The 24,620-nt window shown below is 30.8% G+C and carries 25 protein-coding genes; 9 read left to right on the top strand and 16 right to left on the bottom strand.

Annotated elements, in window-relative coordinates; translation table 11 throughout:
• The first annotated feature begins 125 nt into the window (after positions 1-125).
• Positions 126-449: a hypothetical protein gene (locus GCL60_RS13165; protein ID WP_153421128.1), complete on the top strand. Its 324-nt coding sequence runs from the start codon at positions 126-128 to the stop codon at positions 447-449.
• Between the two features lie 42 nt (positions 450-491).
• On the opposite strand, the gene GCL60_RS13160 is transcribed toward GCL60_RS13165, so the two are convergent.
• The gene (locus tag GCL60_RS13160) at positions 492-1,484 is read right to left on the bottom strand and encodes an LpxL/LpxP family acyltransferase (RefSeq protein ID WP_153421127.1); all 993 of its coding nucleotides are present in this window, start codon (positions 1,482-1,484) and stop codon (positions 492-494) included.
• Positions 1,485-1,554: 70 nt separating this feature from the next.
• Here GCL60_RS13160 and GCL60_RS13155 point away from each other — a divergent pair, with 70 nt between their 5' ends.
• Positions 1,555-1,896: a hypothetical protein gene (locus GCL60_RS13155; protein ID WP_153421126.1), complete on the top strand. Its 342-nt coding sequence runs from the start codon at positions 1,555-1,557 to the stop codon at positions 1,894-1,896.
• On the opposite strand, the gene GCL60_RS13150 is transcribed toward GCL60_RS13155, so the two are convergent.
• From GCL60_RS13150 to GCL60_RS13135, 4 genes are all read right to left on the bottom strand, one after another.
• Positions 1,893-2,732, bottom strand: a complete 840-nt coding sequence (locus GCL60_RS13150) for a fatty acid desaturase (RefSeq protein WP_272914829.1) — start codon at positions 2,730-2,732, stop codon at positions 1,893-1,895. The two genes, GCL60_RS13155 and GCL60_RS13150, sit on opposite strands and share 4 nt — an antisense overlap.
• Positions 2,733-2,907: 175 nt before the next feature.
• Positions 2,908-4,284 (bottom strand): flagellar hook protein FlgE, encoded by a 1,377-nt coding sequence (locus tag GCL60_RS13145; protein WP_153421124.1) that lies wholly within the window; start codon positions 4,282-4,284, stop codon positions 2,908-2,910.
• Between the two features lie 29 nt (positions 4,285-4,313).
• Positions 4,314-5,723, bottom strand: coding sequence for a flagellar hook assembly protein FlgD (locus GCL60_RS13140; protein ID WP_161998211.1), 1,410 nt, complete (start codon positions 5,721-5,723; stop codon positions 4,314-4,316).
• Positions 5,724-5,765: 42 nt separating this feature from the next.
• Positions 5,766-8,015 (bottom strand): flagellar hook-length control protein FliK, encoded by a 2,250-nt coding sequence (locus GCL60_RS13135; protein WP_153421122.1) that lies wholly within the window; start codon positions 8,013-8,015, stop codon positions 5,766-5,768.
• Positions 8,016-8,437: 422 nt separating this feature from the next.
• Between GCL60_RS13135 and rpsL the strand changes: the two genes are divergently transcribed.
• The 3 genes from rpsL to GCL60_RS13120 all read left to right on the top strand — a co-directional run bounded on the left by rpsL (position 8,438) and on the right by GCL60_RS13120 (position 10,498).
• On the top strand, positions 8,438-8,851 hold the full coding sequence (rpsL, locus tag GCL60_RS13130) for a 30S ribosomal protein S12 (protein ID WP_148698002.1): 414 nt from the start codon (positions 8,438-8,440) through the stop codon (positions 8,849-8,851).
• Between the two features lie 149 nt (positions 8,852-9,000).
• Entirely contained in the window at positions 9,001-9,474 is a 474-nt protein-coding gene (rpsG, locus tag GCL60_RS13125) for a 30S ribosomal protein S7 (RefSeq protein WP_153421121.1), read from the top strand.
• Between the two features lie 253 nt (positions 9,475-9,727).
• Complete coding sequence (locus tag GCL60_RS13120; RefSeq protein ID WP_153421120.1) at positions 9,728-10,498, top strand: substrate-binding periplasmic protein; 771 nt, start codon at positions 9,728-9,730, stop codon at positions 10,496-10,498.
• An 18-nt stretch (positions 10,499-10,516) separates the two neighbouring features.
• On the opposite strand, the gene GCL60_RS13115 is transcribed toward GCL60_RS13120, so the two are convergent.
• The 6 genes from GCL60_RS13115 to GCL60_RS13090 form a co-directional block, all read right to left on the bottom strand.
• Positions 10,517-11,119, bottom strand: a complete 603-nt coding sequence (locus GCL60_RS13115) for a GNAT family N-acetyltransferase (protein WP_153421119.1) — start codon at positions 11,117-11,119, stop codon at positions 10,517-10,519.
• 63 nt (positions 11,120-11,182) lie between these two features.
• Positions 11,183-12,331 carry a branched-chain amino acid transport system II carrier protein gene (locus tag GCL60_RS13110; protein ID WP_153421118.1) on the bottom strand — a complete coding sequence of 383 codons (1,149 nt, stop codon included), beginning with the start codon at positions 12,329-12,331 and terminating at the stop codon, positions 11,183-11,185.
• A 134-nt stretch (positions 12,332-12,465) separates the two neighbouring features.
• Complete coding sequence (locus tag GCL60_RS13105; protein WP_153421117.1) at positions 12,466-13,314, bottom strand: alpha/beta fold hydrolase; 849 nt, start codon at positions 13,312-13,314, stop codon at positions 12,466-12,468.
• A gap of 72 nt (positions 13,315-13,386) precedes the next feature.
• Positions 13,387-14,010: an HNH endonuclease gene (locus GCL60_RS13100; protein ID WP_153421116.1), complete on the bottom strand. Its 624-nt coding sequence runs from the start codon at positions 14,008-14,010 to the stop codon at positions 13,387-13,389.
• Between the two features lie 158 nt (positions 14,011-14,168).
• On the bottom strand, positions 14,169-14,402 hold the full coding sequence (locus GCL60_RS13095; protein ID WP_153421115.1) for a hypothetical protein: 234 nt from the start codon (positions 14,400-14,402) through the stop codon (positions 14,169-14,171).
• Positions 14,383-15,579, bottom strand: coding sequence for a tRNA-dihydrouridine synthase family protein (locus GCL60_RS13090; protein ID WP_153421114.1), 1,197 nt, complete (start codon positions 15,577-15,579; stop codon positions 14,383-14,385). The genes GCL60_RS13095 and GCL60_RS13090 overlap by 20 nt, the downstream gene beginning before the upstream one ends.
• Before the next feature lie 106 nt (positions 15,580-15,685).
• Here GCL60_RS13090 and GCL60_RS13085 point away from each other — a divergent pair, with 106 nt between their 5' ends.
• Genes GCL60_RS13085 through GCL60_RS13075 form a run of 3 tightly spaced genes read left to right on the top strand, consistent with a single transcriptional unit; the run spans position 15,686 to position 18,741 of the window.
• Entirely contained in the window at positions 15,686-16,735 is a 1,050-nt protein-coding gene (locus GCL60_RS13085; protein WP_153421113.1) for an NAD-dependent epimerase/dehydratase family protein, read from the top strand.
• 14 nt (positions 16,736-16,749) lie between these two features.
• Positions 16,750-17,877, top strand: coding sequence for a lysophospholipid acyltransferase family protein (locus GCL60_RS13080; protein ID WP_153421112.1), 1,128 nt, complete (start codon positions 16,750-16,752; stop codon positions 17,875-17,877).
• Positions 17,878-17,886: 9 nt separating this feature from the next.
• Positions 17,887-18,741 (top strand): ParA family protein, encoded by an 855-nt coding sequence (locus tag GCL60_RS13075; protein WP_153421111.1) that lies wholly within the window; start codon positions 17,887-17,889, stop codon positions 18,739-18,741.
• Positions 18,742-18,777: 36 nt separating this feature from the next.
• Here the strand turns inward: GCL60_RS13075 and GCL60_RS13070 are convergent, their stop codons facing one another.
• The 3 genes from GCL60_RS13070 to GCL60_RS13060 form a co-directional block, all read right to left on the bottom strand.
• Positions 18,778-19,464: a hypothetical protein gene (locus GCL60_RS13070; RefSeq protein ID WP_153421110.1), complete on the bottom strand. Its 687-nt coding sequence runs from the start codon at positions 19,462-19,464 to the stop codon at positions 18,778-18,780.
• Positions 19,465-19,874: 410 nt separating this feature from the next.
• The gene (locus GCL60_RS13065) at positions 19,875-20,549 is read right to left on the bottom strand and encodes an IS6 family transposase (protein WP_153421109.1); all 675 of its coding nucleotides are present in this window, start codon (positions 20,547-20,549) and stop codon (positions 19,875-19,877) included.
• A gap of 90 nt (positions 20,550-20,639) precedes the next feature.
• Positions 20,640-22,592, bottom strand: coding sequence for an ankyrin repeat domain-containing protein (locus GCL60_RS13060; protein WP_153421108.1), 1,953 nt, complete (start codon positions 22,590-22,592; stop codon positions 20,640-20,642).
• Positions 22,593-22,775: 183 nt separating this feature from the next.
• Between GCL60_RS13060 and GCL60_RS13055 the strand changes: the two genes are divergently transcribed.
• On the top strand, positions 22,776-23,411 hold the full coding sequence (locus GCL60_RS13055; protein WP_153421107.1) for an IS6 family transposase: 636 nt from the start codon (positions 22,776-22,778) through the stop codon (positions 23,409-23,411).
• Here the strand turns inward: GCL60_RS13055 and GCL60_RS13050 are convergent.
• Positions 23,408-24,076, bottom strand: coding sequence for a M24 family metallopeptidase (locus tag GCL60_RS13050; RefSeq protein WP_153421106.1), 669 nt, complete (start codon positions 24,074-24,076; stop codon positions 23,408-23,410). The genes GCL60_RS13055 and GCL60_RS13050 overlap by 4 nt on opposite strands.
• A 5-nt stretch (positions 24,077-24,081) precedes the next feature.
• On the bottom strand, positions 24,082-24,603 hold the full coding sequence (locus tag GCL60_RS13045) for a hypothetical protein (RefSeq protein ID WP_153421105.1): 522 nt from the start codon (positions 24,601-24,603) through the stop codon (positions 24,082-24,084).
• Positions 24,604-24,620 lie beyond the last annotated feature (17 nt).

Below are 24,620 nucleotides of genomic sequence, written 5' to 3'. Positions count from 1 at the left end.
ATTTTATATTGATCCATGTCAAGGAAAATTTTATTTAACTCATTTACCTTTCAATCTTCAGAAAGGGTTCAACCCCTAAGATCCCACATCCTATAAGATTTCCTAAACACATATATGAGGTGATTATGATAATACGCAATGATCGTAACAAGTTTCTTTCAAATGGCCATGAAGTGTCACCAGCGAAAGAAAGCCAAAGTAGCCAAGGCTCTGAATTAGCCAATGGGGAAAGGTTTGAAAACGGTTTACGCGTCAAAACACTACCTCCTAGTGTAATTAAGGATATAGAACAAAAAAACATCGCAAGACGCTTAGCAGGGCTATCTCCTATTCATGTTCGTGTCCGCCGCTGCCTAACATGCGGTTCCATGTTTGAGTCCGCTGGAAACCGTACTTGTGGCTGTTCTAGTAGAACTGCAGGAACAATCGCTGGTCGAGAAATTATCTAAAATTATCTTAAAAGGGATAAGTGAACAACTTATCCCTTTTTTTTAAAAAACCTTAGAATTTTCAATAGGGTCTCTGGACCATTTTTTATAATCCCAACACCACTGCGCTGGATGACTCTTAATTTCATTTTCTATCCAGTTGACAAAACTAGACATTTCAGTACTAACATCTTTTTCACGTTCTTTTATATGATTTTTATGATATAAATCAGCTTCAGAAAGTATCTCTGTATTTAAAAAACTGGGCTCCTTTTCTAAGAATTTTTTTTCTTTTAAATGAGGGTTTTTGCCACACTGCATTTTCATTTTAACGATTCCTGGTAATACACGATAGGCAGAGGCGTAAACAACAATCATATTATTATTCATACACATTCTCAAACCTGATACAGGAAAAGCAGCATATTTTTTAAAAAAATGAATAAACAAACCACCCGTTTTAGGTTTTTGATCGACTAACATACAAAATGATGCTTTTTCTTGTGTAATCACTTGTTCCATTCTTGAAAATAAACTTTTATCCGTCCATAAAACACCCATGCCCGGTCGCACACGATACCAAATTAAGAGTTTATTAATCCATTTTACTTTTGAGGGCTGTGCTAGTGCATAGACTTTTGAATGATTTCCTTTAGAAAATTGCTCCATAACAGGCAATGAATACATTTCTACATTAGCCATATGTGATAAAATATAAACAATGCCTCTTTCCTTAGATATTGGATATTTTTGATGAATTCCATTTAACAACTCTTTATAATTAAAGCCATTTTGTAAATGGCATAAATTTAATCGCAACACCTCAAAAACAAAAGCTTCAAAAAAATAAAAGACATATCCCATATACACTTTAGATATAATAAAGTGAATTTTAAGACCTCTGTAACCTAACTGCTCTTTTAAATTTCTTTTTGCTACTTTCGTAGGAAAAATAGGTATAAAAGTAGCTAAAATACACAAAATATAAAAAACAAAATAAATTGGTAAAAATAAAAAGTTTAACAATAAAAGGGTGATAAGTTTAAAAATTTTCATATCTTTAAGCCTTAATTAAAATATTCCGACTGAACCATGTGCAATTTTTTCCTAGTAAAGGGAGAGATCAGTGGTTCTGCCAGTGTATGATCGCACGCCTTACAATGTTGAATACTATAAGGATGGACAGAAACAAACAATCCGTCGGGTACCCCCACCCAAACTTCATGATATTGAAGAAGGGGATGAAGTTACTATTACCAAGAAAAAAGGCGACGATTGGGACGCAGGAGATACGGTTGACATAAAAGCCATTCAATCCAGACAGCCTAATACGCTCACGATTGAAAAGTCGAATGGGGAATACACTTTTTTGCCTTATGATGATGTCGAATTAAAAGAAAAATCAACATTACATTATATTAGAGAAGGAAAGGATCCTTACGGAAGTCAATATTTACTTTGGCCTTAAAAAATACAATGCCTTCTTGTACCGTAATTTTCTTTTTCTTTTAATAATATTTTATGTTTTTCATGAAGCTGTGTTGTTGGTATTGCAGGATATAAATGATGTGTTAAATGAAAACAATCGTTTCTAGGAAAGAAAATCCAATTTAAAATGGCAAATGAAAAATAATGATTTCTTGTTTTATGTTCTCTTTTTTCATTAAAATAAAGACCGCCATGATCTAAAAAATCGGAAAGAATTTTCATCATTTGATAAGTTGTAATAAATGGCAATATTACAAATAGAAGCATAAGCTTAAAGGTAAAAAAATAACATAAAATAAAAAAAATAATCACATAATTTAATCTAATTAAATTAATTATTTTATTTTTAAAATTAAGATGAATAGATGATTTTAAAATTATAAACCAGTTTTTTGGAGACAAAACAATAAAAATAAATCCTTTCAAACAAAAAGATTTTTCATTACAAATACCAATCTGGTGACGAACTTTGAAATCTTCATCAAATAAAATATCACCAAGATATTTGTGATGGGAAAAATGCTCTTTTTGGTATGAAGCAAAACAACTTAGCTCTAATGTCGATAATAAAGTTCCAATTTGTCTATTTGCTTTTTTACTAGGAACAAAATTATAATGACAACATTCATGAATAATGTTGCCAAGAGCTCTCATTCTTGTTCCGTTAAACAAAATAAAGAAAAAAGATATAAAAAAAGTATAAATATAATGGCTAGGTTTAAAAATTGAAAATAGGAAAATTGGAATAAAAATTAAAATCAATTGCCAAAAAATTACGAAAACACCAATAAAAGTGTTTTGGCAAGCAAACCTCATTGCGTTTTTATTCAGATTTTTAGCGAACAAAAAAAACATAATTAAAAACTACTATAATAAATGTAAATATTTAGCTTTAGCCAAAGAAAGATTAAAGCGTATTTCCATGCTACATTTATCAGCTTAAATTAGAAATGCAATTATAATGAAAATAAATGTTCAAGATGTAAAATTATTAACGTTTTAGGTTAATCACTTCTTCAAGCATCGTATCTGTTGTTGTGACTGCTTTTGAGTTTGCTTGAAATCCGCGCTGAGTTAAAATCATATCAACAAATTGTTGGGCTAAATCAACGTTAGATTCTTCCAAACTCGCTGAATAAATACTCCCCCTTGATAAGGTTTGTGGCATACCTATTCGAGCCTCTCCCGCTTTAGGAGTTGCAATGTAGTTATTTCGTCCTATCTTTTGTAGTCCATTATTATTCTGGAAGACAGCTAAGGCAACAGCTCCTAATCTTCTTTCTAACCCATTTGTATAAGTTCCTCTAATAACACCATCAAGGTCAATTTTAAGAGATTTTAAATAACCTGCTTCGTAGCCATCTTGAGAGTGGAAAGCAACTCCAGATTTTGCCGCTAAACTTGTTGAACCTTGCGTTCCTACAACAGCATCTTCATCAATAGTAGGTCCAAAATTAAATTGAAGTTTTTGAGGACGTGCTCCATTTACAAATTGAACATCAAAAGCATCGGTTTTATTGATATAATCTACTTGAATAGGGATACCCGATTTTGTTCTAAAAGGGAGAACTGGTTTTCCATCTTCATCAAATTCTACCGTTCCATTTGCAATCACAGCAGGAAGCACTTTTCCTTTTTCGTTTCTTGGTGGATCTGTAGAAACTTCCATACCATCCACTGTCGCGTACCATTTCCAAGCATTTTTATCTACTTCTGTAGTTCTAACATAATAAATAACAGCTTGTCTTCCGTTACCATAGTTATCATAAATAGTAACAGCACTTGCAAAATTTGAAGTATCGGCTGGTCTTGAAAGATCAAAATCATCAACGGGAGGTTTATCTCTGACGTCAAGATTTGTAACAACGTTTACTAAATTTGTCGCTCTAGGAGGAATAATATTAGATAGAATTTGTAAATCTGTTAACTTAACAGAAAGCCTATTATTACTATCTGGATCGGGCATATAACCCTGAACACGAGCCCCAGATGGATCTGTTAACTTACCATCTTTATCAAAACGGAAGCTTCCTTGCCTTGTATAAAATAATCCATTTGACTCTTTTACTTCAGCAACATCACTTTTAATTAAGAAAAAACCATCACCTTGAACACTCAAGTCGGTTATTTGTCCCGTGTTTGTTACAGCACCTTGGTTAAACATGGTAGTGATATTTCTCAAACGAGCACCTCTACCAAGTTGAGATCTTTCATTTAATGTAACAGCAAGCATATCTTCAAATTCAGCTCTATCTGTTTTAAAAGACTTTGTATTTGCATTGGCAATATTATTGGCAACAACGGACATTCCATCTGCATTAGTACCTAAACCTGAAACCGCGCTAAATAAGGCATAATTTATTGGCATAACTTAATCCCTTTATAAAGTAACAGAACTTAATATTGTTTCCCACTTATTCCAGCAACAGTTGGCGGTCCTCCGTACTTAGGAGCTGCTTTTACATCTGAATAATTCTCTTGAGGTTTTGGTTTTGTTATTGCTTCTGATTTAGTTTGAGCTTCTGCTTTAGGCTGACTCATTTTTACATCTGGTTTTTTTGGTGAAAATTTCATGTCATCGCCATTTTCAAGAGATGGCATTTTTGCAACATTATTCATTTTTGTTTGAGCATTATTTAAATCATTGTTTGTAATTTTTGTTTCAAATGAATTTTGTCCTTGTTGAGTTATTGGATCTGATTTTGAAGGATATGGCATAAATTCATCTGAATTATTATTTAAAGATGCATTTTTATTTAAAACTGGATTCTGAGATAAATCCATTCCATCTAAATTATTTAATGGTTTTTGAGTCTCAGAAGGTTTTGAATTTAATGGATTCGCGTTATCAGTTGGTTTTCCATTTGGGTTTGGATTTGAGTTTTGTACATAATTTGCTATTTGAGATTTTTGTGGTTTAACAGGTGTTACGTTATTTTCTGGATTACGAATTGCAATTATTTTTGCAGGATCGGCAGGACCAACATCTGTATCTAATTTACCGCCAGATAAAATATCTGTTATTCCTTCAACTTTAGCAATATAAGAAGTTTTTGCCGTCATTGGCTTTCCATCTTCTGTTGAAGCAAGAATATTAAATGTATAACTTCCATTAGGTAATTTAACACCTTTGTCATTTGTTCCATCCCAAACCACTTTATTGTTACCCGGTTGTAATGCTCCCATATGTATACTTTTTACTGTTTTAGAATGCTCATCTCTAAATTCAACAATGACATTTGATGCTGCAGCAGGAAGATCAAATTTAGCAGTATTTGCTTTTCCATCTTGTGTTAATTTAATATTATTACCTTGAATTTCAATATCTTTACCTAAGTACTGAGATAATTTTTCAGCTTTTGCATCATTTTGTAATTTTTTCATTTCGGTTAATACTTTATTTACACCCATAAGCTGTTCAACAGTATTAAATTGAGCCATTTGAGAAGCCATCTCATAATGCTCCATAGGTTTGGCTGGATCTTGGTACTTTAATTGAGTCACTAATAAATTTAGATAATCATCTCTTTCCATTTTATTTTTAGCAAGATCTTGCTTTTTACCAGTTACTTTTTCAAGTTGTTTTCTAAATTCACGATCATTTTTAGTTTCTCCAAGCCGAAAATCACCACCAGCTTCATTTTTTTCTTTTTCAATTTCAGCTTGTCTTAATATATTTGATTCCGAGATCATGTTATCAAAATTAGGAGCTTCTTCTCCTTTTTCCAATTTCAATCCTGTATCTCTCGGAGGTTCCGGAGCTTTTTCTGGAAGACGTGCAACACCTTTTGCTTCACCTACGTACATATCTAACTCCATCATTAAATTACTAATAAATTAATAACATGATTAAACATTTACTTTAATAGATCCATTTGCACCACGTTGAATATTTGTTATGGAATTTTTTTCCATATTTTTCGAAAAATTATTTCTACTATTTATGTAACTTTGATTAGAAGATTTACTAAAGGAATAATCATCATCTGATCTATTAAAAAAAGAATTATTTCCATTAGAAAAACTATTTGACATAAATCCTTGTGCTAAATTTTGCTGATAAAAATCTTGGTTGTTTCCATTATTTGAATTTTGATTAAACTGTTGTTGTGAGAATCCTTGACTTGTTGTTCCACCTAATCCAGCTTGAATTGATTTGCTTTCTACAGTAGAAACTTTAAAATCTGTTAAAGAAATATTTTGACTATCAAGAGTCTTTTTTAAAGTATCCGAATTTTGCTCCAATATATTTTTTAAATCTTTATCTGTAGCTTTAATTTCCATAGAAACAGTATTGTCTTTTTTCATATGAATATTTAATTCAATGCTTCCAAATTTTTCATCTTGAATTTGAATTTTGGCATTACCACCACCACGAGCTTGTAATTGACTTGATAGATCAACCGCTCTTCTTGTAGCAGCAGAGACCATAGGATTTGAAAAATCAGCATTACTTTTATCAGACAAAATTATTGGGGTATTCGCTTGTGAAGAAATAGTTTTTTCAAAAACTAACCCTTTATTTTCTGAAGTAGATTTCTCATTTAATTCTTTTTTATTTTCTTTAGTTTGGTTATCGGAGTCAGAAGACATAAATGAAAAAAAGGAATCTTCATTTAAATCTTTAAACTTCAAACCATCTAATTTTGATTTTTCATTGGTAAAAATATTGAAATTATTTTTACTTAAATTAATTTCTTTTTTATCTTTAACTATATTTTCTATACTAAAAACAGGTAACTTTATATCTGTTTTTTCTTTTTGATTCGATTCATTTAATTTTGAAACTTGTAACTGATTTTTAGGATCAATCATATCTATTTTTCTTAATTCATCTTCATTTCCAGATATTTTTATAGTTTTAAAATTATCACCCATCTTGTTTGTGCGAACAAAACTATCTATAGTTTTAATTTTTAAATCTTTTAATTCAAAATTAGGGTTCTCAATATCAATTTCATTCAAATTATTTTTATTATTAAAAACATCATTCATATAAAAAGAATTGTTTTTATTTAGATCATATTTAATAGATTTATTTATTTCGCTAAAATTATTTTTATTATCTATGAATAAAAAATCTTTCGGATCAAAGCTATTTTTATTATTCATAATATCTTTTTGATGATCGTTGTCTTTTGAAATAACTCCGATAAATTGTTGTTTTTCACCAGATGGGCTAAATTCTTTTTTAAATAAGTAATAATCCGTTTTAATGTCCGAATCATTCACTATTTTAGCAACAGGATACGCAACTAAATTTTCATTTAATTGAATTCCTTTTTGATTTAAAAATCCTTTATTTAATTGATCTATAACATTTTTACCGTTGTTATTTTGGATTTTATCCATATCAAAATTGATATCAGATACTTCAATATTTATATTAGGATTAAAAATATTCATATCCACTGGTATATTTTTATTCCCTGAATTAATAGGATTTTTATTTATAAAAACCAAATCTCCTTTTTGAATATTTTCATTTATACTGCTATCATTTATATTAAACGCCTTTATTAAATTATCCTCATTCTTAACTAAATTTACATCAACTAATTCATATTTAGAATTATCTTTTAAGGAGTTATTTTCTTTAGCAAAGGGAGTTGTAGTAATTTTTTGATTTTCATCTAGGTTTATGTTTCCAATTAAATTTTTATCTATATTTATTGGCTTTGCAAATTCAAAAAATTGATAACCATCTAATTTCAAATTTTTTTCACTTGCATCTAAAATACTTAAAAGACTTTTAGGTTCCAAAGGATTCAATTCAATTTGTGGTTCTAATAATAAAGCTTCTTTTGTTGGATTTTGATTTTGCCATTGTGGTTGAAATAAATAAGATGAAGAAAAAATAGGATTTAAAAGAAAGTTGGTTTCCTCATTTTTTGTTTCATCTTCTTTTTTAGACACAAATAGTTTTGGAAGAACGGAAGGTTCATCTTCTTTTTTAGTTTTAGTAAAAATTTTTTCTAGCGCATTATCAAAAGGATCTTTGTCATCATCAAGTTTTAAATCTTGCTTTTCAACATCCCCTTTTGAAGAAGGAGGTAAAGCAATTGGTATTAAGCTTGATTTTGGGGATGCTAAAAACATTTGCAAACTCCCTTTTTAAAGAAACGATCTAAATTTCTTGTTTCTTTAAGGATAAAATAGCTGAAAATAATGAAAAACTTTAGCACTTAAATTGCATGATATAGAAGGCATGGCTTAGGAAGCCTTTAAGCAAAAGGCATTTTCTTGTGGGGCAATTAAAAGTCGACAAAAAAATTACAACCAAAAATATACAAATAAAATCATATATTTATATTTTATGAGATTTTTTGCCTTCTCATTTTTGCACTGATAAAAAGGCCTCAATATGCCTAATTTATCCATTAAAAAAGAGTTGACTTTGACAGGAAGCTTTTCTATTGTTTGCCACTCTTGCCAAAGGCAACTTTATGCAAACCTGTTTTAAGCCAAAAATACAACAGGACTAAAGAAAACTGACGGCTACATACAAGGAAAGGTTTCGTATGCCAACCATTAACCAGCTTGTCGCAAGCGGCCGTAAGCCAAACCCTTACCGCAGCAAGTCCCCAGCACTTAAAGAGTGCCCACAACGTCGTGGCGTTTGTACACGCGTTTATACAACAACACCTAAAAAACCAAACTCTGCGATCCGTAAGGTTGCAAAGGTTCGTTTGACTACTGGTATTGAAGTTATTTCCTATATCCCAGGTGAAGGCCATAACTTACAAGAGCACTCCGTTGTTCTCGTTCGTGGCGGTCGTGTAAAAGACTTACCTGGTGTGCGCTACCACATTGTTCGTGGTGCACTTGATACAACTGGCGTTGCAAAACGTCGTCAATCTCGTTCTCTTTACGGCGCAAAACGTCCTAAAGGAGGCGCTGCTGCCGCTGAACCTGCTAAAAAAGGCAAGAAGTAAGCTAAAGCTGCAAAGCTAAGGTGAGATTTGTTGCTCCCTGCCTGCAATATGGCCAACACAACAAACAGAAACAGAACAATGAGTCCTGTTTTTGAGTAAAGGTTTCAAAGAAACTTTGAAGTTTCTCTTTTATTAAAGGAATTTAAATTATGGCACGCAGACGTCGCCCGATAAAACGCGAAGTATTAGCAGATCCTGTATTTGGTGATGTACTTGTAACTAAGTTCATCAACTGTATGATGGAAGACGGAAAAAAAAGCGCAGCAGAAAAAATATTCTACGGCGCAATTGAAATTGTAACTCAAAAAGCACAAGGCGAAGAAGCCATTGCTGTTTTTAAACGCGCACTTGAAAACCTCAAACCACAAGTAGAGGTTCGTACTCGTCGTGTTGGTGGTTCTAACTACCAAATCCCTGTTGAAGTTCGTCCTGAGCGCAGGCAAGCTTTAGCACTTCGTTGGCTTATTTCTTACTCTCGCTTACGCAATGAAAAATCCATGCGCGATAAGCTAGCTGCTGAAATTCTCGATGCTGCTAACCGCCGTGGTGCTGCTATTAAGAAACGTGAAGACGTTCATAAAATGGCAGAAGCAAATAAAGCATTTGCACACTACCGCTTCTAATTTTAACTACCTGCAACCAGTTTGTTTTCTCATAAAGTTTCCTATTTTTGGCAAAAAGAGCTTTGTTTCGACAAAGCTCTTTTTTTTGTGAAAGAACCGATCGAGAAAACAATAATCAAAATAAAATAGCGATTCACAATTATTAGAACTCAAGCTAAAAACTACAAATTTGACAATTTAAATTAAACTTTAATCTTTGTTTTAAAAACCAAAGCTGTTAACTTAATAGAAAGTTAATTTATTGGAGCTTTAAATGAAAAAATTTATAATTCAAAAAATGTTTTATATTTCTATTTTTATTATTTTAAAATTGCAAGCTTATTCAAGTGAACCCATTCATGTCCGAGCTGATTATTGGTGCCCCTACAATTGCTCCCCTAGTGACATCAATCAAGGTTACATGATTGAAATTTTACAAAAAGCGTTTGGAGAAGAAAATATAAAATATGAAACCATGAATTGGGCACGTGCAGTAACAGAAACTAGAGAAGGAGGTTTCGATGCTATTGTTGGAGCCGCAAAAGAAGACGCTCCTGATTTTATTTTTAGTGATATTTTAGGAAAAAGCCAAAATTGTTATTATACGTTTGGAAAGAAAGTTTTTAAATATACAGGAATAGACTCTTTAAAATCAATTCGGGTTGGAATTGTTAAAGATTATTCGTATTATGAAGAATTAAATACGTATATTAAAAATAATTTAGCAGATAAAACTAAAATTGATGAGACATTTGGAGATTATGTTCTCGAAAAAATGATTGGAAAAGCTCGTAATGGAGAAATAGATGCTTTTGTAGAAGATCCCAATGTTGTCAATTTCTATTTAAAAAAACATTACGATATAAAGGAACTTAAAAACTCAGGATGCAGCCCTTTAGAAAATGTTTATATTGCTTTTTCTCCTAAAAAAAAGAATTCAGAAGAAAGGGTAGAAATTTTAAATAAGACAATTAAAAAAATGATTAAAAATGGTGAAATGAAAAAATTATTAAAAAAATATTCAATTCCAATTTGGTTTAAATAAATTTATAATTTTCTGATATTATTTTGTATTCATCATAATCTGTTTTTTTTGTAACCGATTTAAAATAATTTCTTTTACCTGTTGCCAATCTTCATCGATAACACTGTAATAAACACTGTTACGATATCTTCCTGAAGGCATAATTAAATGTTTTCTAAATACGCCTTCTTTTGTAAATCCAAGTTTTTGCATGGCTAAATTTGAACTTATATTAAGCTCATCTGTTTTAAATTCGACACGAGTAAAACCTGCTTTTTCAAACAAATACTCAAGCAATAATAATTTAGACTCTACATTAAATCCTAATTTTTGTTTCTCTTTTCCAAACCAAGTGAAACCAATTTCAAGGCGTTTGTGTTCAAAGGAAATATTTGAAAATGAACTTGTTCCAATACATTCTCCCGATTCTTTTTCGATAAATACCCAAGGATAATAAATTTTTTTTTCTTTTTCAATTATTTTTTTATTAACAAATTCTTCACAAGAAGAAAAACAAGATGGATAATACTCAAATAAATCTTGAGAAAATACTTTTTTAAGAGAAGTGATGTCGGAATAATTCAGAGGACTTACTTGCAATAGACGACCATTAAATAAACAAGAGTCCCATTCAAAAAACATAAAAAATCCTCCTTAATTTTATTAAGGAGGATTTATCAAAAATTAAACTTTAAATCAAAAAGTTTAAGCCGCCTTTTTTTCTTTTTTCAATTTATGATTAGATTTTATGTTTTTAAATGCATAAACAATTATATTTAATAACGCCATTGCAATAATAAATGGATACATTACTTGAAGGATAGGAGCCATAAAAGACATGATCCCTCTAAAATCAGTTAAAGCAATTACAAAAGTAATGATAATGCAGAGCATTAAAGTAAGTTGGCGTTTCCCATTTAAAAAAGGAATTTTAGCACATAAAAAATCTACAGAAACTGAAGTTAAAGCCACTGCCGTTGTAAGACATGAAACAACCAACGTAAATGAAATTAAATAATCAGAAGCCTCTCCTAAAGCAATATGAGCAATATGTGGCAAAATTTGTGGTTCAGGCAAATGAGAGACCTGAGTTGAATAAGCCGCTCCTAAGTAAACAAGAGCCATATATACAATCATAAGAAGGGACATACCCAGAGCCATTGCTGACAAGGTCGGCTTAAAAGGAATTTTATCGCTACCGCTCGTTTTAAAGTATTGAACTAAACTAACACCAAAAAAGATCGCAGCCATAAGATCCATAGTATTATAGCCTTCAAAAAATCCAGCTTTAAATGCCCCCATGGGTGTTGTTGTGCTTGGCACAATGCTGCTAGCGGATGAAAGCGCAAAATAGAGAGAACCGCCAATAACCAAGGCTAAAGCACCAAGCTTCACAGGTGTAAAATATTTTCCAATGACATCAACGATTTTTCCATTACCAAAGGTAGCTAACCAAATAATAGCAACACAACCCAAAGCAAACGCCCAAATAGGGGTTGTAGGGACAAAGGATTGCCAAGCACCAAAACCAACCGTGATGCAGCGAGGAATCACTCCAAATGGCCCGATTAAAAGCAATATAAGAAATGGGACTATCCAAGCGCCAACTTTTCCAAGCCATCTAAAAAACTGATCTTGTGAGCCTTTTAAACAAGTTAAAGCCGCTAATCCTAAAAAAGGGACAATGACCCCAGTGACTGCTAAACCTATCGAAGAAAAAACCCAATTGGATTGTGTCTCACTTCCCATTTTTAGAGGAAATACAAGATTTCCTGAGCCAAAAAACATAGCAAAAGCAGCAAACCCAGCTATTAAAACTTTAAAATTGGAAACAGTGGCTCCATTTGACGACATAGATATTGAGCTCCATCGATTGGTCAACTAATCAAAAAACAGAAAGTTATGAAACTCTTTTACAAATTAAAAGTCAACAAAATAATATATCAGATTTTTTCACAAATAACAATTTATTAAATATTAACAATTAGTTATGACTTCTTTGTTACATTAAAAAATTGACCGAGTAGATAATTAAATTTTTCCGGATATTCTAATTGTGGAAGATGACCACATTCATCAAAAATGACAAGTTTTGATTGTTTAATCAATCTATTTGCTACATAAGCATGATCTAAATAAATGATGGAATCTTCTTTTCCCCATATGATTAAAACAGGCATTGTTAATTTATGGATATCTTTTTTAATATTTCGAATTATAAATCCTTTAAAACCGAAAAAATCAACCGCAGTTCTCGTAATTTTTAAAAGAGTTGGGCCCATTTCTGGATGCAATGAAAACTCAAATAGCTTATCTGCCAGTTTGGGAGTCACTGCCGATTTAACATAAGTATTCTTTCTTAAAGCACTCATTAATCCCCGTTTATTTGGCTTTACAAACATTTCACCAATAAAGGGCAATGAAAAAATGCGAAAATGCATAGGAATATTTTTAGAAAATCCAGCACTTCCCAATAAAACCAAGGACTCAATAACCTCTGGGTGCATTTCTGCCATTTTTGTAGCAATCAATCCCCCCATAGAATGCCCAACTATATGGACTTTTTGGATAGACATTTTTTTTAAAAATTCAAAAACAAAAAGAGGAAAATCTTCAATTTTTTGTTTTCCTTTTGGTTTATCCGTTAATCCAAAACCCAATAAATCTAATGCAATTACTTTATGATTTTTTGAAAGTTCATGAATGTTTGATTCCCAAATTTCCACCGAAAAGGCAAATCCATGAAGTAACAAGATTATAGATTCTGAATTTCCAGATAACCAATAACGAGTTTTATATCCATTAATATCGATAAAACGATCTTCTAATCCAATCATAAGAAAATTCCCCAAATCACTGTAAAAAAGAATCTTTACATTTTAGGGAAGACTACATTATTTTTAAAAATTTTAAACTTGGATGAGAGAATCTTGCTGATATGAATTCACAAACACAGGAGAAGCATCAAATCCTAGCACTAAAGCTCTATCTGCCACAGACAAATCTAAATAAGGTAACCAAGCTTGCGGAGCATTTTTTGTCGTAATGCCATATCTTAAAGGGAACAAAGCAGTAGGATGCAACTGTGGCTTTGAAGGAGGTCTTTGTAACTTTATTCCTAACTCTTCAATCGTTTTTGCACCTTTTTTCATATTACAAGTCTTGCAAGCTGTTACGATATTTTCCCATGTGGTTTTCCCACCTTTAGCAGAGGGAAGCAGATGATCTAATGTTAAGTTAGAAGCTAATCCAGAACACTGACAATATTGACAACGAAAACCATCTCGCAAATATATATTTTGCCTTGAAAATCTTGGACCATTTAATCTTTTGTTTCTTGGCCTACAACCTTCCAACCGGACAATCCATGGAACTTTCCAAACTCGAGAAACTCCATTTATAACACGCTCGGAATCTATGATTGATGTCACTCTTCCTGCATAAAGAAGGACGAATCCTAGCTCCATTGTGACGACTTTTACCGGTTCATACCTTGAATCAAGAACAAGCACTTTTCTTTCAAAACTGCCCATAATACATCCTGGTTACTTAAGAAAAATCATCAGGCGCGCCACTTCCTAATCAATTTTTAATTAATAAATTGATGAAAATCTTAATCGTAATGTTTTTCTGTTCTAACAAATATCTTATCGGTCGAAAAAAAACAAATCAATAGTGTATGAGGTCAAAATTATATACCGTGGAGAGGGTCTGTGGTTGATAGTACAATATAAAGACCGACAATTGCTAGAATAACAATAATAAGTATAACAAAAGAAAACAAAAAAATCTTACTTAAATTTTTTTTATTTTTTTGATTTTGATATTGTTTCCAAAGTTTTGAAGCATCATCAGATTCTTCATTTGCAATTTGTTCATGATTTTCAATAACATTTTTTAATTTATCAATTTTGTTCATTTCCATTATTTTTTGCTCCGGAATAAATCCAGTCATATTGAGAACTGTATTTAAGGCTCAATAATTCATTACTTTCTTGTACTTTACTTACAATGCCTTTTTCAAAATCGGGAAAACAATTCACTCTTAGTAAAAAAGGATCCATAAACCCTGAATTTAAGGAGCTTCTTAAAGAATTCCAAATCATTTTGACTCTTGCAAAACTTGGTCTTTCTACCACCAAAGATTTTGTTTCGATGTAATGTCCATAGTATAAAACTGTTAACTTATGATAGAGTTGTTCCCATAAATTTTCATCTGTCCCACAAGTTTTTTCAAAAAGACCTTTTTCAACAAGTTGTAAAAGTAAGGAAGGATTATTCGCCAAAATATCTTGCAAGACAGCATAACACGCCAAAGAGAGAACAAGGGTTCTGCTTGTCAATTGTACGATTTCATTCGTTCTTAACTCTTGAAAAATCCAAGGATTTCTCAAAGCTCCACGGCCCACAATGATTTTTTCTACCATAGGAGCTTGCCCCATTGTATTTTCCAAGCTTTGTGAGTCCACAATATCGCCAGAGCCTACAACTGGAAAACCACATGTTTGAGAAGCCATATCGATCAAATTCCATTTAGAAAATGAAGTATAGCGCTCTTGACGAGTACGAGCATGAAGGGTGAGTTGAGACATTTTCATTTTTGCAACAAGGTTTAACAATTTGGGAAACTCATCATTCGTGTGAAATCCCGATCTCATTTTTATGCTATAACGAGATTCACCTAGTTTTTCTTGAATGCCAGTTAAAAACTCTTCAAAAACTTCTAATTTTTCGAGCAAACCGCTTCCTGCATGACTTCCAACAACTTTTGGAGATGGACATCCGCAGTTGATATCTACGAAATTTGAGTTTTTTAATAATGGTGTCGCTATTCGTTCTAGATCGGAGGGACTTGTGCCCATGAGCTGAGGAATGAGGCGGTATGAGGTTAAGCCTTTTAGGTCAAAAATTTCTGCTGCATACGTTGAAGGGACTCGTTTCCAAGGGTAGTCTCTTGTCACACGCAGAAAAGGCGTCATTGCAAAATCTGGCTGTGAAGTTAGGGAAAACCAAAGTCTTGTAGCAAGGCAAGTAACACCTTCCATAGGTGCCAAGCCAAGTTCCCTTTTTTTTGGATTTTCATTTTTTTTGAGCAATGGCACAAAAGATCCTTTTAGTTAAAATACAAAGGCCCAAAGAGCCTAATTGTAAATTGATATATGTGAATTTGGTTAAAGCTTCAATAAGAAAGAAAACAGGCTAGATAATATGGAAAATATTCAAATGCACGAACGTATTGGACTGACTGGGGCATCTAGTTTTTTAACCTCACTTGTTTTAAAAAGACTCGCGGGTCTTTCAAGCATAAAAGAAGTTCATATTTTTGATATCAAACCACCCTCAATCGTTTCTACAAAATTTATTTTTCATAGAGTTGATTTAACTAAAGATGAAGCTAGCTCAAATATAGCAGCTGTATTAATTGAAAATAAAGTAACTGCTTTTATTCATGGTTCTCTTTTTTCAGGACCAACGAGAAGAAAATCATATCATCATGAAGTTGAATCCATTGGTACTTTTCATGTTTTGAATGCCATAGCAGAGTCAAATATTAAAAGACTTATTGTTCATAGTGCTACATTTGTATATGGAGCACACCCTAAAAATCCAAATTTTATTCATGAAGATTATACGCTCGTTATGCAAGGACCTCAATTTGTTCGCACACGCGTTGATGTCGAAAATCAAATTCAAGATTTTGTAAACACATATAAAGATTGCTCTGTTACGATATTAAGATTTGCACCAATACTTGGACCTAATTCTACTAATATCAGAGCAAGGTACTTTTTTGCTGGAATAATACCAAAAGTTTTAGGCTATGATCCTCTCGTTCAATTTATCCATGAAGATGATGCTGTACGTGCCCAAATTTCAACCTTATCTAATAATATTCCAGGCATATTTAATATTGTAGGAAGAGGTGTGTTACCTTTAAGCACGGGAGTTCATATGTCAGGAAAAATACCTGTTCCTTTTATTTCAGCTATGTGTCGTTCCTTTTTTTCAGCAGGATATGCATCTCGAATTTGGGAATTGCCGTCTGATATTGTCCCCTTTTTTCAATACATTTGTGTGGGAGATGGAAAAAAAGCTGCCGATAAATTAGGATTTATTCCTAAATATTCAAGCAGACAAGCTCTTAAATCCATGATTGAAGCGAATCGTCTTCGTAAAATTGGATTTTCAATGCCTTCTTCTACTTTAGGTGAAGATGAAGCTTATGCATCATCACAAGGATTTCAACAAATTTTTTAAAAGGTAACAAAGCTATGGCTAGGCAGTCCAATGAAAAAGTAAACAATTCGACAAATCAATCTAGTGATAACTTGCAAAATTTTTCAAACCAAATATTTAATATTAGAAGAATGTTAATTGAACAATTCAATAGAATTGAAAAAGATCTTCAAAGCAAATTTAGTAATAATCAAGAAAAATTTGCGACAAAAGAAGAACTTTATAGTGTTTTAGGAAAAATGCAGGAATTTAGACAAGAAATTGAAAAGACATTAACGCCACAAGAAACAGAGGTAGAAGAAATTATTTCTGATGATATTTTCACAGGACTAAATCCATTTAATTTAAGAAAAAAATATCATGAACTTTCTTTAAAGTTACGAAGCGAAGAAGTAGACCCCTTTGGTTATGATCCTATTTTTGACAAATTTGTTAGACCACTACTAGACTTTTTTTACATAAAATACTGGCGAGTAGAAACTTATGGGATATCGAATATTCCATCAAATGGCCCTGCTTTATTAGTTGGAAATCACTCTGGTGGGTTACCTTATGATGCTACTATGCTTAAAGTAGCAATCCAAAAAGAGCATCATATGCATAGAGAATTACGCTTTATGGTCGAAGACTTTTTATTTCACTTTCCCTTTTTAGGTTCTTTAATGAACCGCTTTGGCGGTGTCCGTGCAAGCCAAGAAAATGCTCAACAACTTCTTGAAAATAACCATCCTGTTGTTGTTTTTCCAGAAGGTGTGAAAGGACTTGGAAAACTTTATCGCGACAAATATCACCTGGCACGTTTTGGAAGAGGAGGATTTATTCGCCTATGCTTAAGAACCCGAGCTCCTTTAGTGCCCGTTGCTTTTATTGGACCTGAAGAAATTCATCCGATGCTGGCACGCGAAACTACTTTTTCAAGAATGATTGGTGTTCCCTATACTCCAATCACATGGACTTTTCCCTGGCTAGGGCCTTTAGGATTAATTCCTCTACCAAGCAAATGGAGCATACATATCTTGCCACAAATTGACTTTTCCAATTTTGGGCCTGGAGCAGAAAAAGATCGTGTACTTGTTTATAAAATGAGTAAAATGGTGAAAGAACAAATTCAAGATACCATAGTAGATAAATTAAAAAATAGACGTAGTATTTGGTTTGGATAAGGGGTTTAAATGTCTCAAAAAATAAGAGTTATTTACAATCAAAAGGGTGGCGTAGGGAAAACGACAATTGCTGTGAATTTAGCAGCATGTTCAGCTATCCGCGGAAAAAGAACATTACTAATTGATTCAGACCCTCAAGGAAATGCTTCTTCCTATATTTTGGGTTCAAATAAACAACCTGAAAAATCATTAACGCATTATTATGAAAGTTGTTTACATTTAAATATATTTAGACAATCTATTTTTGAATATATCACTTCACAAACACGTATTCCAAATTTACATTTAGTTGCTTGCAATAGAGAATTAGAAGAACTTAGAACAAAACTTGAAAATAAACATAAAATAATGAAATTAAAGGATGGATTAAAAAATAATACCTACGATCATGTTTATTTAGATCCACCGCCAGCAAACGATTTTTTTAGCTTAGCATGTTTAATTGCAGCAACAGAAATTATTATACCAATAGACTGTGATGCCTTTAGCATTCGCGCTGCTCAAGAAATAAAGCAAACAATAGATGAGGTTAAGCAAGATCATAATCCAAGCTTAATTGTAAAAGGAATTGTAGTTAATCAATATCAAAAGGGGACAAAACACTCTTTAGGAATTATTCTAGAATTAAAAAAAATAGGATATCAAGTTCTCGAACCCTATATACCAACCAGTATAAAAGTTCGTGAATCTCACTCTGAAGTAAAGCCTATTGTTATTGGATATCCCGATCATCCTGTAAGCCAAGCACTTTTTGGGTTATTTGACGAACTAGATAAGAGTGAAAACAAATTAGATTCACAAATAGAAATAAAAAACATTCAAGCAAAACAACAATCACCAGAAGAATCCAAAATTCATGTTTAATGATGAAGTGTTAATTTAGATATAAAATGTTAAAAATTATTTTATATCTATAAATACTTTTACTTTAATGTCTTTAGTATAATCTGCATGGACAGATTGTGGAGATTTTCCTTGCACTAAAAACTCTCCCTCATAGCTTCCAGATTTTAATGAAGGATTTTTTAAAATATCAAAAGAAACAATTAAATAAGCTACTTCAGGATCATTTAAAGTCGCAATATTATTAAGTTCTGTATAGGATTCATAATGTATATATCTTTGAGCTGATAATACAATTTCTTTAAATCTTCCATCTTCTTTATGAAAAAGTTTTACTCTAACTTCAGTACTTGCTGTTTTTGATATTGTATTGGGATCATTATAATAAGTCATATTAACAGGAGATATAACATTATTTTGATTTGGTATTATAAAATAGATAGGTCCATCTTTAAGCTCAGCAGCAATATTACCCGAATTAAAAGATTTTAAAGGAGTAACATCATTTTGAGTAAAAATAAGACAATTATTAGAATTTATAGTTTCTTTACAATCTTCTCTACTTGCACTTGTCGCAAGATCATTAGCATAAATTACATTTAAAGTAGTACTTCCCGATCCCATTCTATCCATTGATTTTGGTTGTGGATCTAAAAAAGATTTGCTACAGCTCGAAAAGGTAACGATGCTTACAATGGATATTAATATTCTTAAAATTTTATTATTTTTTAATAATAAATTCACAATAACCTCAGAAATTTTATATTTTTAAACATGCATTTATGAATACATAAAAAAATACATAAAAAGAAAACAAACACGTTTTATTATACACCGACTTAGATTACAGTTTCGTGAATTTGAAATTAAAACACACATCCTATTTTTATATTTAATATCATGATAATACTAATAAATTAGTTCATAAAAGTTGCGAAAGTTAATATTTTACATACTAGTATGAATTATAATATTTAAAGAATTACATAATATTTTGGCTCTATATGGATTCGAGGGCCTTGTCAAAATCCATTCTTTCCTAAAGAATCATAGCCGTGTTCTAGGATTTGAACTCAAGTGATTTCTGTTGCAAATAATTAGAAGTAACAAAGAATGGAGTTTTTACTTTTCAAGTAGCTCCACTCTAAGCGCAATTATGAAGCGAGGGAGCGAAATTGCTCCCAAATATGCAAATGACTTTTAAATTTGTATTGCTCTTTGCGAAACATATGATGAAGTTCTATTCCACACAAAGTAGCTCTCGCTGATTTCAATGAGTAGAAACCAAGCATAGGCTTCACAATCTTTTTTATAAATCGATGGTCTTGTTCCACAAGGTTATTTAGATATTTATTTTGTCTAATCAGGATCTTATCTTTAGATTTAAAACCTTCATTCATTGCCTTTAAAGCCGCTGTATTGGAACCACTTTTATCAATATTTACCTTCTCTGGAACCCCAGAGGAACGGAATACTCTTTGGAAAAAAAGTTTAGCAGACGCTGTATCTCTACGTTTTGAAAGGTAAATATCTATAGTTTGTCCAAGCTTATCGACTGCCCTAAATAAATAGTGCCACTTCCCTTTTACCTTGATGTTAGTCTCATCCATACGCCAACTTTTATGGATCTTCTTCTTACACTCATGAAACTTTTTCAATAACTTAGAACTATATTCGACGACCCAGCGATGAATTGTCGTGTGATCTACATAAATACCACGCTCTTCCAAAAGTTCTTCTACTTGTCTGTAGCTTAAAGAGTAGGCTAGATACCAGCGAACTGCCATTATGATAATCATTCGCTCTGTTTGCTTCCACTTGAAATCCATCTCTACTTCCCCAAATTACAATCCAAGGAAGATACTTTACTCTCAATTGAACTTTTTTTGCAACAGAACCCTAGGCACCCTTTATATCAATTATTCCAACTCTGCTATTAGAAGATATAAATGTTCTCTAAGATTAGTTGGCGTGTTTTTTTTATGATAAAAAGAAAAAGATTTTTTCTTAATCTCTTGTTTATTTGTACTTAAAATTTTAAATACAGAATTTTTATCTACTAAAGCAAAACAAACTTTATAGCATAAATGTAAATAAAATTTATTAAATTTACTATATTTTTTATAACATTCAATAAGCTTTAATCCTATTGTTGATTTATGATATTTAGCGATTTGTGAATAATGCATATTTATTAAATCTAAATCTAAATTAGGATTTGAACTTTTCTTTTTATTTTTAATTTCAGTATTGTCTTTATCTAACTTGACTTTTATATATGAACTTAAATTCATTACTAACTTTTCAACATTTATATCTTTTGTTGTCTTTACTTTATGCTCGCTTAAAGAAGGTATAATGCAAACAGGAGTAGGCTGAATTAGGTCTTGTGAAAAAATCTCAATTGGTTGCTTTAATGATGAATTAGATGTATTTGGAATATTTATTATTTCTGTTTGAAATTCATTTTGTTTATATTTTATATGATTTTCAATCATATCAATGATTTTATTTGATTTGTATTCTTTTGCGTAATCAAGAGCTGTCATATTATTTTTATTTTTCAAAAAAACATTAATTTTTTGATGGGATAATAATATTTTTACTAATTTAAACCTATTCCATTTTACAGCTAATATTAATGGAGTATTATCTTTTTCATCCATTAAATTTACATCTAAATTTTTTAATTTTATAAATTCTTTAAGAAATTCATCATTTTCAATTGAAACTACTTCATGTATAGGAGCTTTTGAAGTATATTTATTTTTTTTATTAGGGTCAATTTTGGTACATTTTATAATAACTTTGAAAGATTCTAAATGTTTATGTATACAAGATGTGTATAAAATTGTATCTCCTGAAATACTATATTCATTTATAACGTCTGGAAATTTTTTAATTAAAAAATTAATTACAAAAAAATCATTAATATGTATTAATTTATGTAAAATCGTTAATATTTTATTAGAATCATAAACATCACAATAGTTAAATAATAAATGATTAATTTTTGTATCATAGTCTTCATAGGATTTTAATAAAAAATCATTTTCATTAAATATTTTTAAAACAATAAAATTACCATTTGGATGGTAATAATGATTCAATATAAAATAAACTGATTTTGAAATAATTTCATTCAATTTTAAATTTGCTAATTGAATGAAATTAGGATTATATTTTGATATGCTGAAATAATTATTTATTTTACCAGAATCTGGGTCGTAGAAATGAAAAATAAAATAATCATCTGACATTTGGATGTATAATCCCATAGCATGATTATCGCTTCCAATAAAACAGCAAATATAATTTGACTTTAATCTTAGTAATTCTTCTAGTAATTTTGAGAAGTTAAAAATTTTATTTTTTTTATCTAAAATTAAAAATCTTTTTGTTAAAAAAGTTAAACAGGATGTGTCATAAAGAATCTTTACAAGAGATATAAAGCTTTCATTATTTTTTTTTGTTAAATGAATATCTCTGCTTATCTTCATATCTTCTTTAATATTTTCAATAGATTTAAAAAACCAGTCTGTATTTGCTTTTATTAGATCTTGGTAGATTATTTTTTTTTCTTGATTATTAGATAGTACATTGATTTCTTTGAAATTATTCAAAAATTTAATATAATTTGCTTTGGTTTTATTATTTGAATTAATCATACATAATAACCATAAAAACGAAAAACCGGCACATTGTCCATATTTATTGTCAAAATATTTTGATAAATATACATCTTGTAACCTATTTAATGATAAATCATCTTTAAAAAATTTATTTTTATAATCGTTAGAATTTAATAGAGTATTTGTTGAAAAAATATAGTCAAATATATTTGTTTTTTCTTTTATAATTAGATCATTCATAGATTAAAATTCCTCATACTTTAGTCTCCCTGGTATGATCTCCAAAAAGTGGACAGTTAAATTTAATAATTTTCTTCATATTCAAAAGGTGCAAGATAATCAATGGCAGAATGGGTTCTGTTGCAAAAAAAGTTCAATTGAGAGTAAAGTATCTTCCTTGGATTGTAATTTGGGGAAGTAGAGATGGATTTCAAGTGGAAGCAAACAGAGCGAATGATTATCATAATGGCAGTTCGCTGGTATCTAGCCTACTCTTTAAGCTACAGACAAGTAGAAGAACTTTTGGAAGAGCGTGGTATTTATGTAGATCACACGACAATTCATCGCTGGGTCGTCGAATATAGTTCTAAGTTATTGAAAAAGTTTCATGAGTGTAAGAAGAAGATCCATAAAAGTTGGCGTATGGATGAGACTAACATCAAGGTAAAAGGGAAGTGGCACTATTTATTTAGGGCAGTCGATAAGCTTGGACAAACTATAGATATTTACCTTTCAAAACGTAGAGATACAGCGTCTGCTAAACTTTTTTTCCAAAGAGTATTCCGTTCCTCTGGGGTTCCAGAGAAGGTAAATATTGATAAAAGTGGTTCGAAATTTATTAAATATTTTATTAAAGTAGTTCAAGCAATTTCAATAAAAAGAGATAATTCTAATTTGTCAAAAATCAAAGAAATCTCAATTTTAAAGCATTTTTCTTCAAAAAATAATCCTTTAAGTGAAAATACAATAATCTTTCAAGCAAATAGGTATTTAGAATTTAAACAAAACCCAAACCATTTGACTGAATATCTATATGTATTTATCTGTAAAATAAACTAAAATAAAAGATCTTCATAAAAAGCACCAAACTTCAAGGATGGATCACATATTTGAAGCTCTAGTATCCATCTTTCTGAAGAAGGGATAAAATCAAGATCAAAGAGAGACAATGAAGTATATTTTAAATGAGAAAATTCAGAAAGGCGATGTCCCTTTACATAAGATGGCTCTAATAAATAATTCATTTTTTCGACTTGAGTTTTAGAATAATCAAAAAGTTGCTTTCCTGTAGATTCAGTTGTTTTCCAGTAATGAAAAATATCATCAAATAAAACTTTAATATCTTTTGTTATTTTTTCATATTTTGGATTTGAACCCACTACAAAAGTTTTTCCACAGTCCCCTTCTACTCCATCCCAGACGGGCCCAATATCAATATAAAAAATATCATTTTCATTTAAGGTAACATTTTCTCTATAAGTATCATTAAAACTAAGAATAGTAGATGCACCAAAACGAATGTGCGTTTTATGCCAAAATTTTCTGACACCTTGCTCCATAAAATATTTATTTGCTAATTTTATTGCTTCAAGTTCGGTCATTCCAGGTTTTATTAAGTTTTTAATATCTTCAATGGCTTTCCATGTTTTATTGCGAGCAGTAGTAATCATGACTTGAATGGCTTCTTTATTCATTTTTTCTATTTCTGCTTGAGATATATTCATAAAAATTACCTTTTTTGCTTTAAAGACTCTAATATTTTAGAAAATATTTTAATTTCTTTTTGATTTATAATATCAAAAGTACAATTAGAATGTTCAATCTTTTGATTTTCGTTTTCAACTATAGAAGAAGTTAATACTTCTACAGATCCTAAATTTAATAGATTTTCTAATTTATTCAACTTTAAAGTAATTTCTTTTAGAGATATTATTTTTTTAGAGGAATAGGGATCTCTTATAATAATTTGGCCAAATCCATTTAATATTAAACTATGATATTCTTTTAAATCGATTTCTTGGGCTGAATTTGCAACAAAACTGAATCGATTTCCATCTCCATTAAAACCTTTAATAATTACTACTCTCATACCTAATTTGTTAGAGATTTGAGAAGACAAAGGTTTTTCCAAATTAAAAGAAAAAATTTGTTTACCTTTATCATCTTTACAAATCATATCATAAGAAAAAGCATTTAAACTAAATGAGAACAAGACTAAAGTTAAAATACTTTTTAATCCTAACAAATACATGACTCACCTTTATGAAC

This window comes from Silvanigrella paludirubra (assembly GCF_009208775.1).
GTDB lineage: Bacteria > Bdellovibrionota_B > Oligoflexia > Silvanigrellales > Silvanigrellaceae > Silvanigrella > Silvanigrella paludirubra.
The sequence above is the reverse complement of the archived record's forward strand: the minus strand, read 5'-3'. Positions and strand labels throughout refer to the sequence as shown.

Excerpts from the sequence above, each read along its gene's own strand:
- GCL60_RS13115 (WP_153421119.1), bottom strand. The coding sequence starts at position 11,119 with ATGTTTTTTGAATGGGACTCTTGTTTATTTAATGGTCGTCTATTGCAA.
- GCL60_RS13100 (WP_153421116.1), bottom strand. The coding sequence starts at position 14,010 with ATGGGCAGTTTTGAAAGAAAAGTGCTTGTTCTTGATTCAAGGTATGAA.
- GCL60_RS13095 (WP_153421115.1), bottom strand. The coding sequence starts at position 14,402 with ATGGAAATGAACAAAATTGATAAATTAAAAAATGTTATTGAAAATCAT.
- rpsL (WP_148698002.1), top strand. The coding sequence starts at position 8,438 with ATGCCAACCATTAACCAGCTTGTCGCAAGCGGCCGTAAGCCAAACCCT.
- GCL60_RS13080 (WP_153421112.1), top strand. The coding sequence starts at position 16,750 with ATGGCTAGGCAGTCCAATGAAAAAGTAAACAATTCGACAAATCAATCT.
- GCL60_RS13085 (WP_153421113.1), top strand. The coding sequence starts at position 15,686 with ATGGAAAATATTCAAATGCACGAACGTATTGGACTGACTGGGGCATCT.
- GCL60_RS13055 (WP_153421107.1), top strand. The coding sequence starts at position 22,776 with ATGGATTTCAAGTGGAAGCAAACAGAGCGAATGATTATCATAATGGCA.
- GCL60_RS13140 (WP_161998211.1), bottom strand. The coding sequence starts at position 5,723 with ATGTACGTAGGTGAAGCAAAAGGTGTTGCACGTCTTCCAGAAAAAGCT.
- rpsG (WP_153421121.1), top strand. The coding sequence starts at position 9,001 with ATGGCACGCAGACGTCGCCCGATAAAACGCGAAGTATTAGCAGATCCT.
- GCL60_RS13120 (WP_153421120.1), top strand. The coding sequence starts at position 9,728 with ATGAAAAAATTTATAATTCAAAAAATGTTTTATATTTCTATTTTTATT.
- GCL60_RS13050 (WP_153421106.1), bottom strand. The coding sequence starts at position 24,076 with ATGAATATATCTCAAGCAGAAATAGAAAAAATGAATAAAGAAGCCATT.
- GCL60_RS13145 (WP_153421124.1), bottom strand. The coding sequence starts at position 4,284 with ATGCCAATAAATTATGCCTTATTTAGCGCGGTTTCAGGTTTAGGTACT.
- GCL60_RS13065 (WP_153421109.1), bottom strand. The coding sequence starts at position 20,549 with ATGGATTTCAAGTGGAAGCAAACAGAGCGAATGATTATCATAATGGCA.
- GCL60_RS13150 (WP_272914829.1), bottom strand. The coding sequence starts at position 2,732 with ATGAGGTTTGCTTGCCAAAACACTTTTATTGGTGTTTTCGTAATTTTT.
- GCL60_RS13165 (WP_153421128.1), top strand. The coding sequence starts at position 126 with ATGATAATACGCAATGATCGTAACAAGTTTCTTTCAAATGGCCATGAA.
- GCL60_RS13110 (WP_153421118.1), bottom strand. The coding sequence starts at position 12,331 with ATGTCGTCAAATGGAGCCACTGTTTCCAATTTTAAAGTTTTAATAGCT.
- GCL60_RS13160 (WP_153421127.1), bottom strand. The coding sequence starts at position 1,484 with ATGAAAATTTTTAAACTTATCACCCTTTTATTGTTAAACTTTTTATTT.
- GCL60_RS13060 (WP_153421108.1), bottom strand. The coding sequence starts at position 22,592 with ATGAATGATCTAATTATAAAAGAAAAAACAAATATATTTGACTATATT.
- GCL60_RS13105 (WP_153421117.1), bottom strand. The coding sequence starts at position 13,314 with ATGATTGGATTAGAAGATCGTTTTATCGATATTAATGGATATAAAACT.
- GCL60_RS13075 (WP_153421111.1), top strand. The coding sequence starts at position 17,887 with ATGTCTCAAAAAATAAGAGTTATTTACAATCAAAAGGGTGGCGTAGGG.
- GCL60_RS13135 (WP_153421122.1), bottom strand. The coding sequence starts at position 8,015 with ATGTTTTTAGCATCCCCAAAATCAAGCTTAATACCAATTGCTTTACCT.
- GCL60_RS13045 (WP_153421105.1), bottom strand. The coding sequence starts at position 24,603 with ATGTATTTGTTAGGATTAAAAAGTATTTTAACTTTAGTCTTGTTCTCA.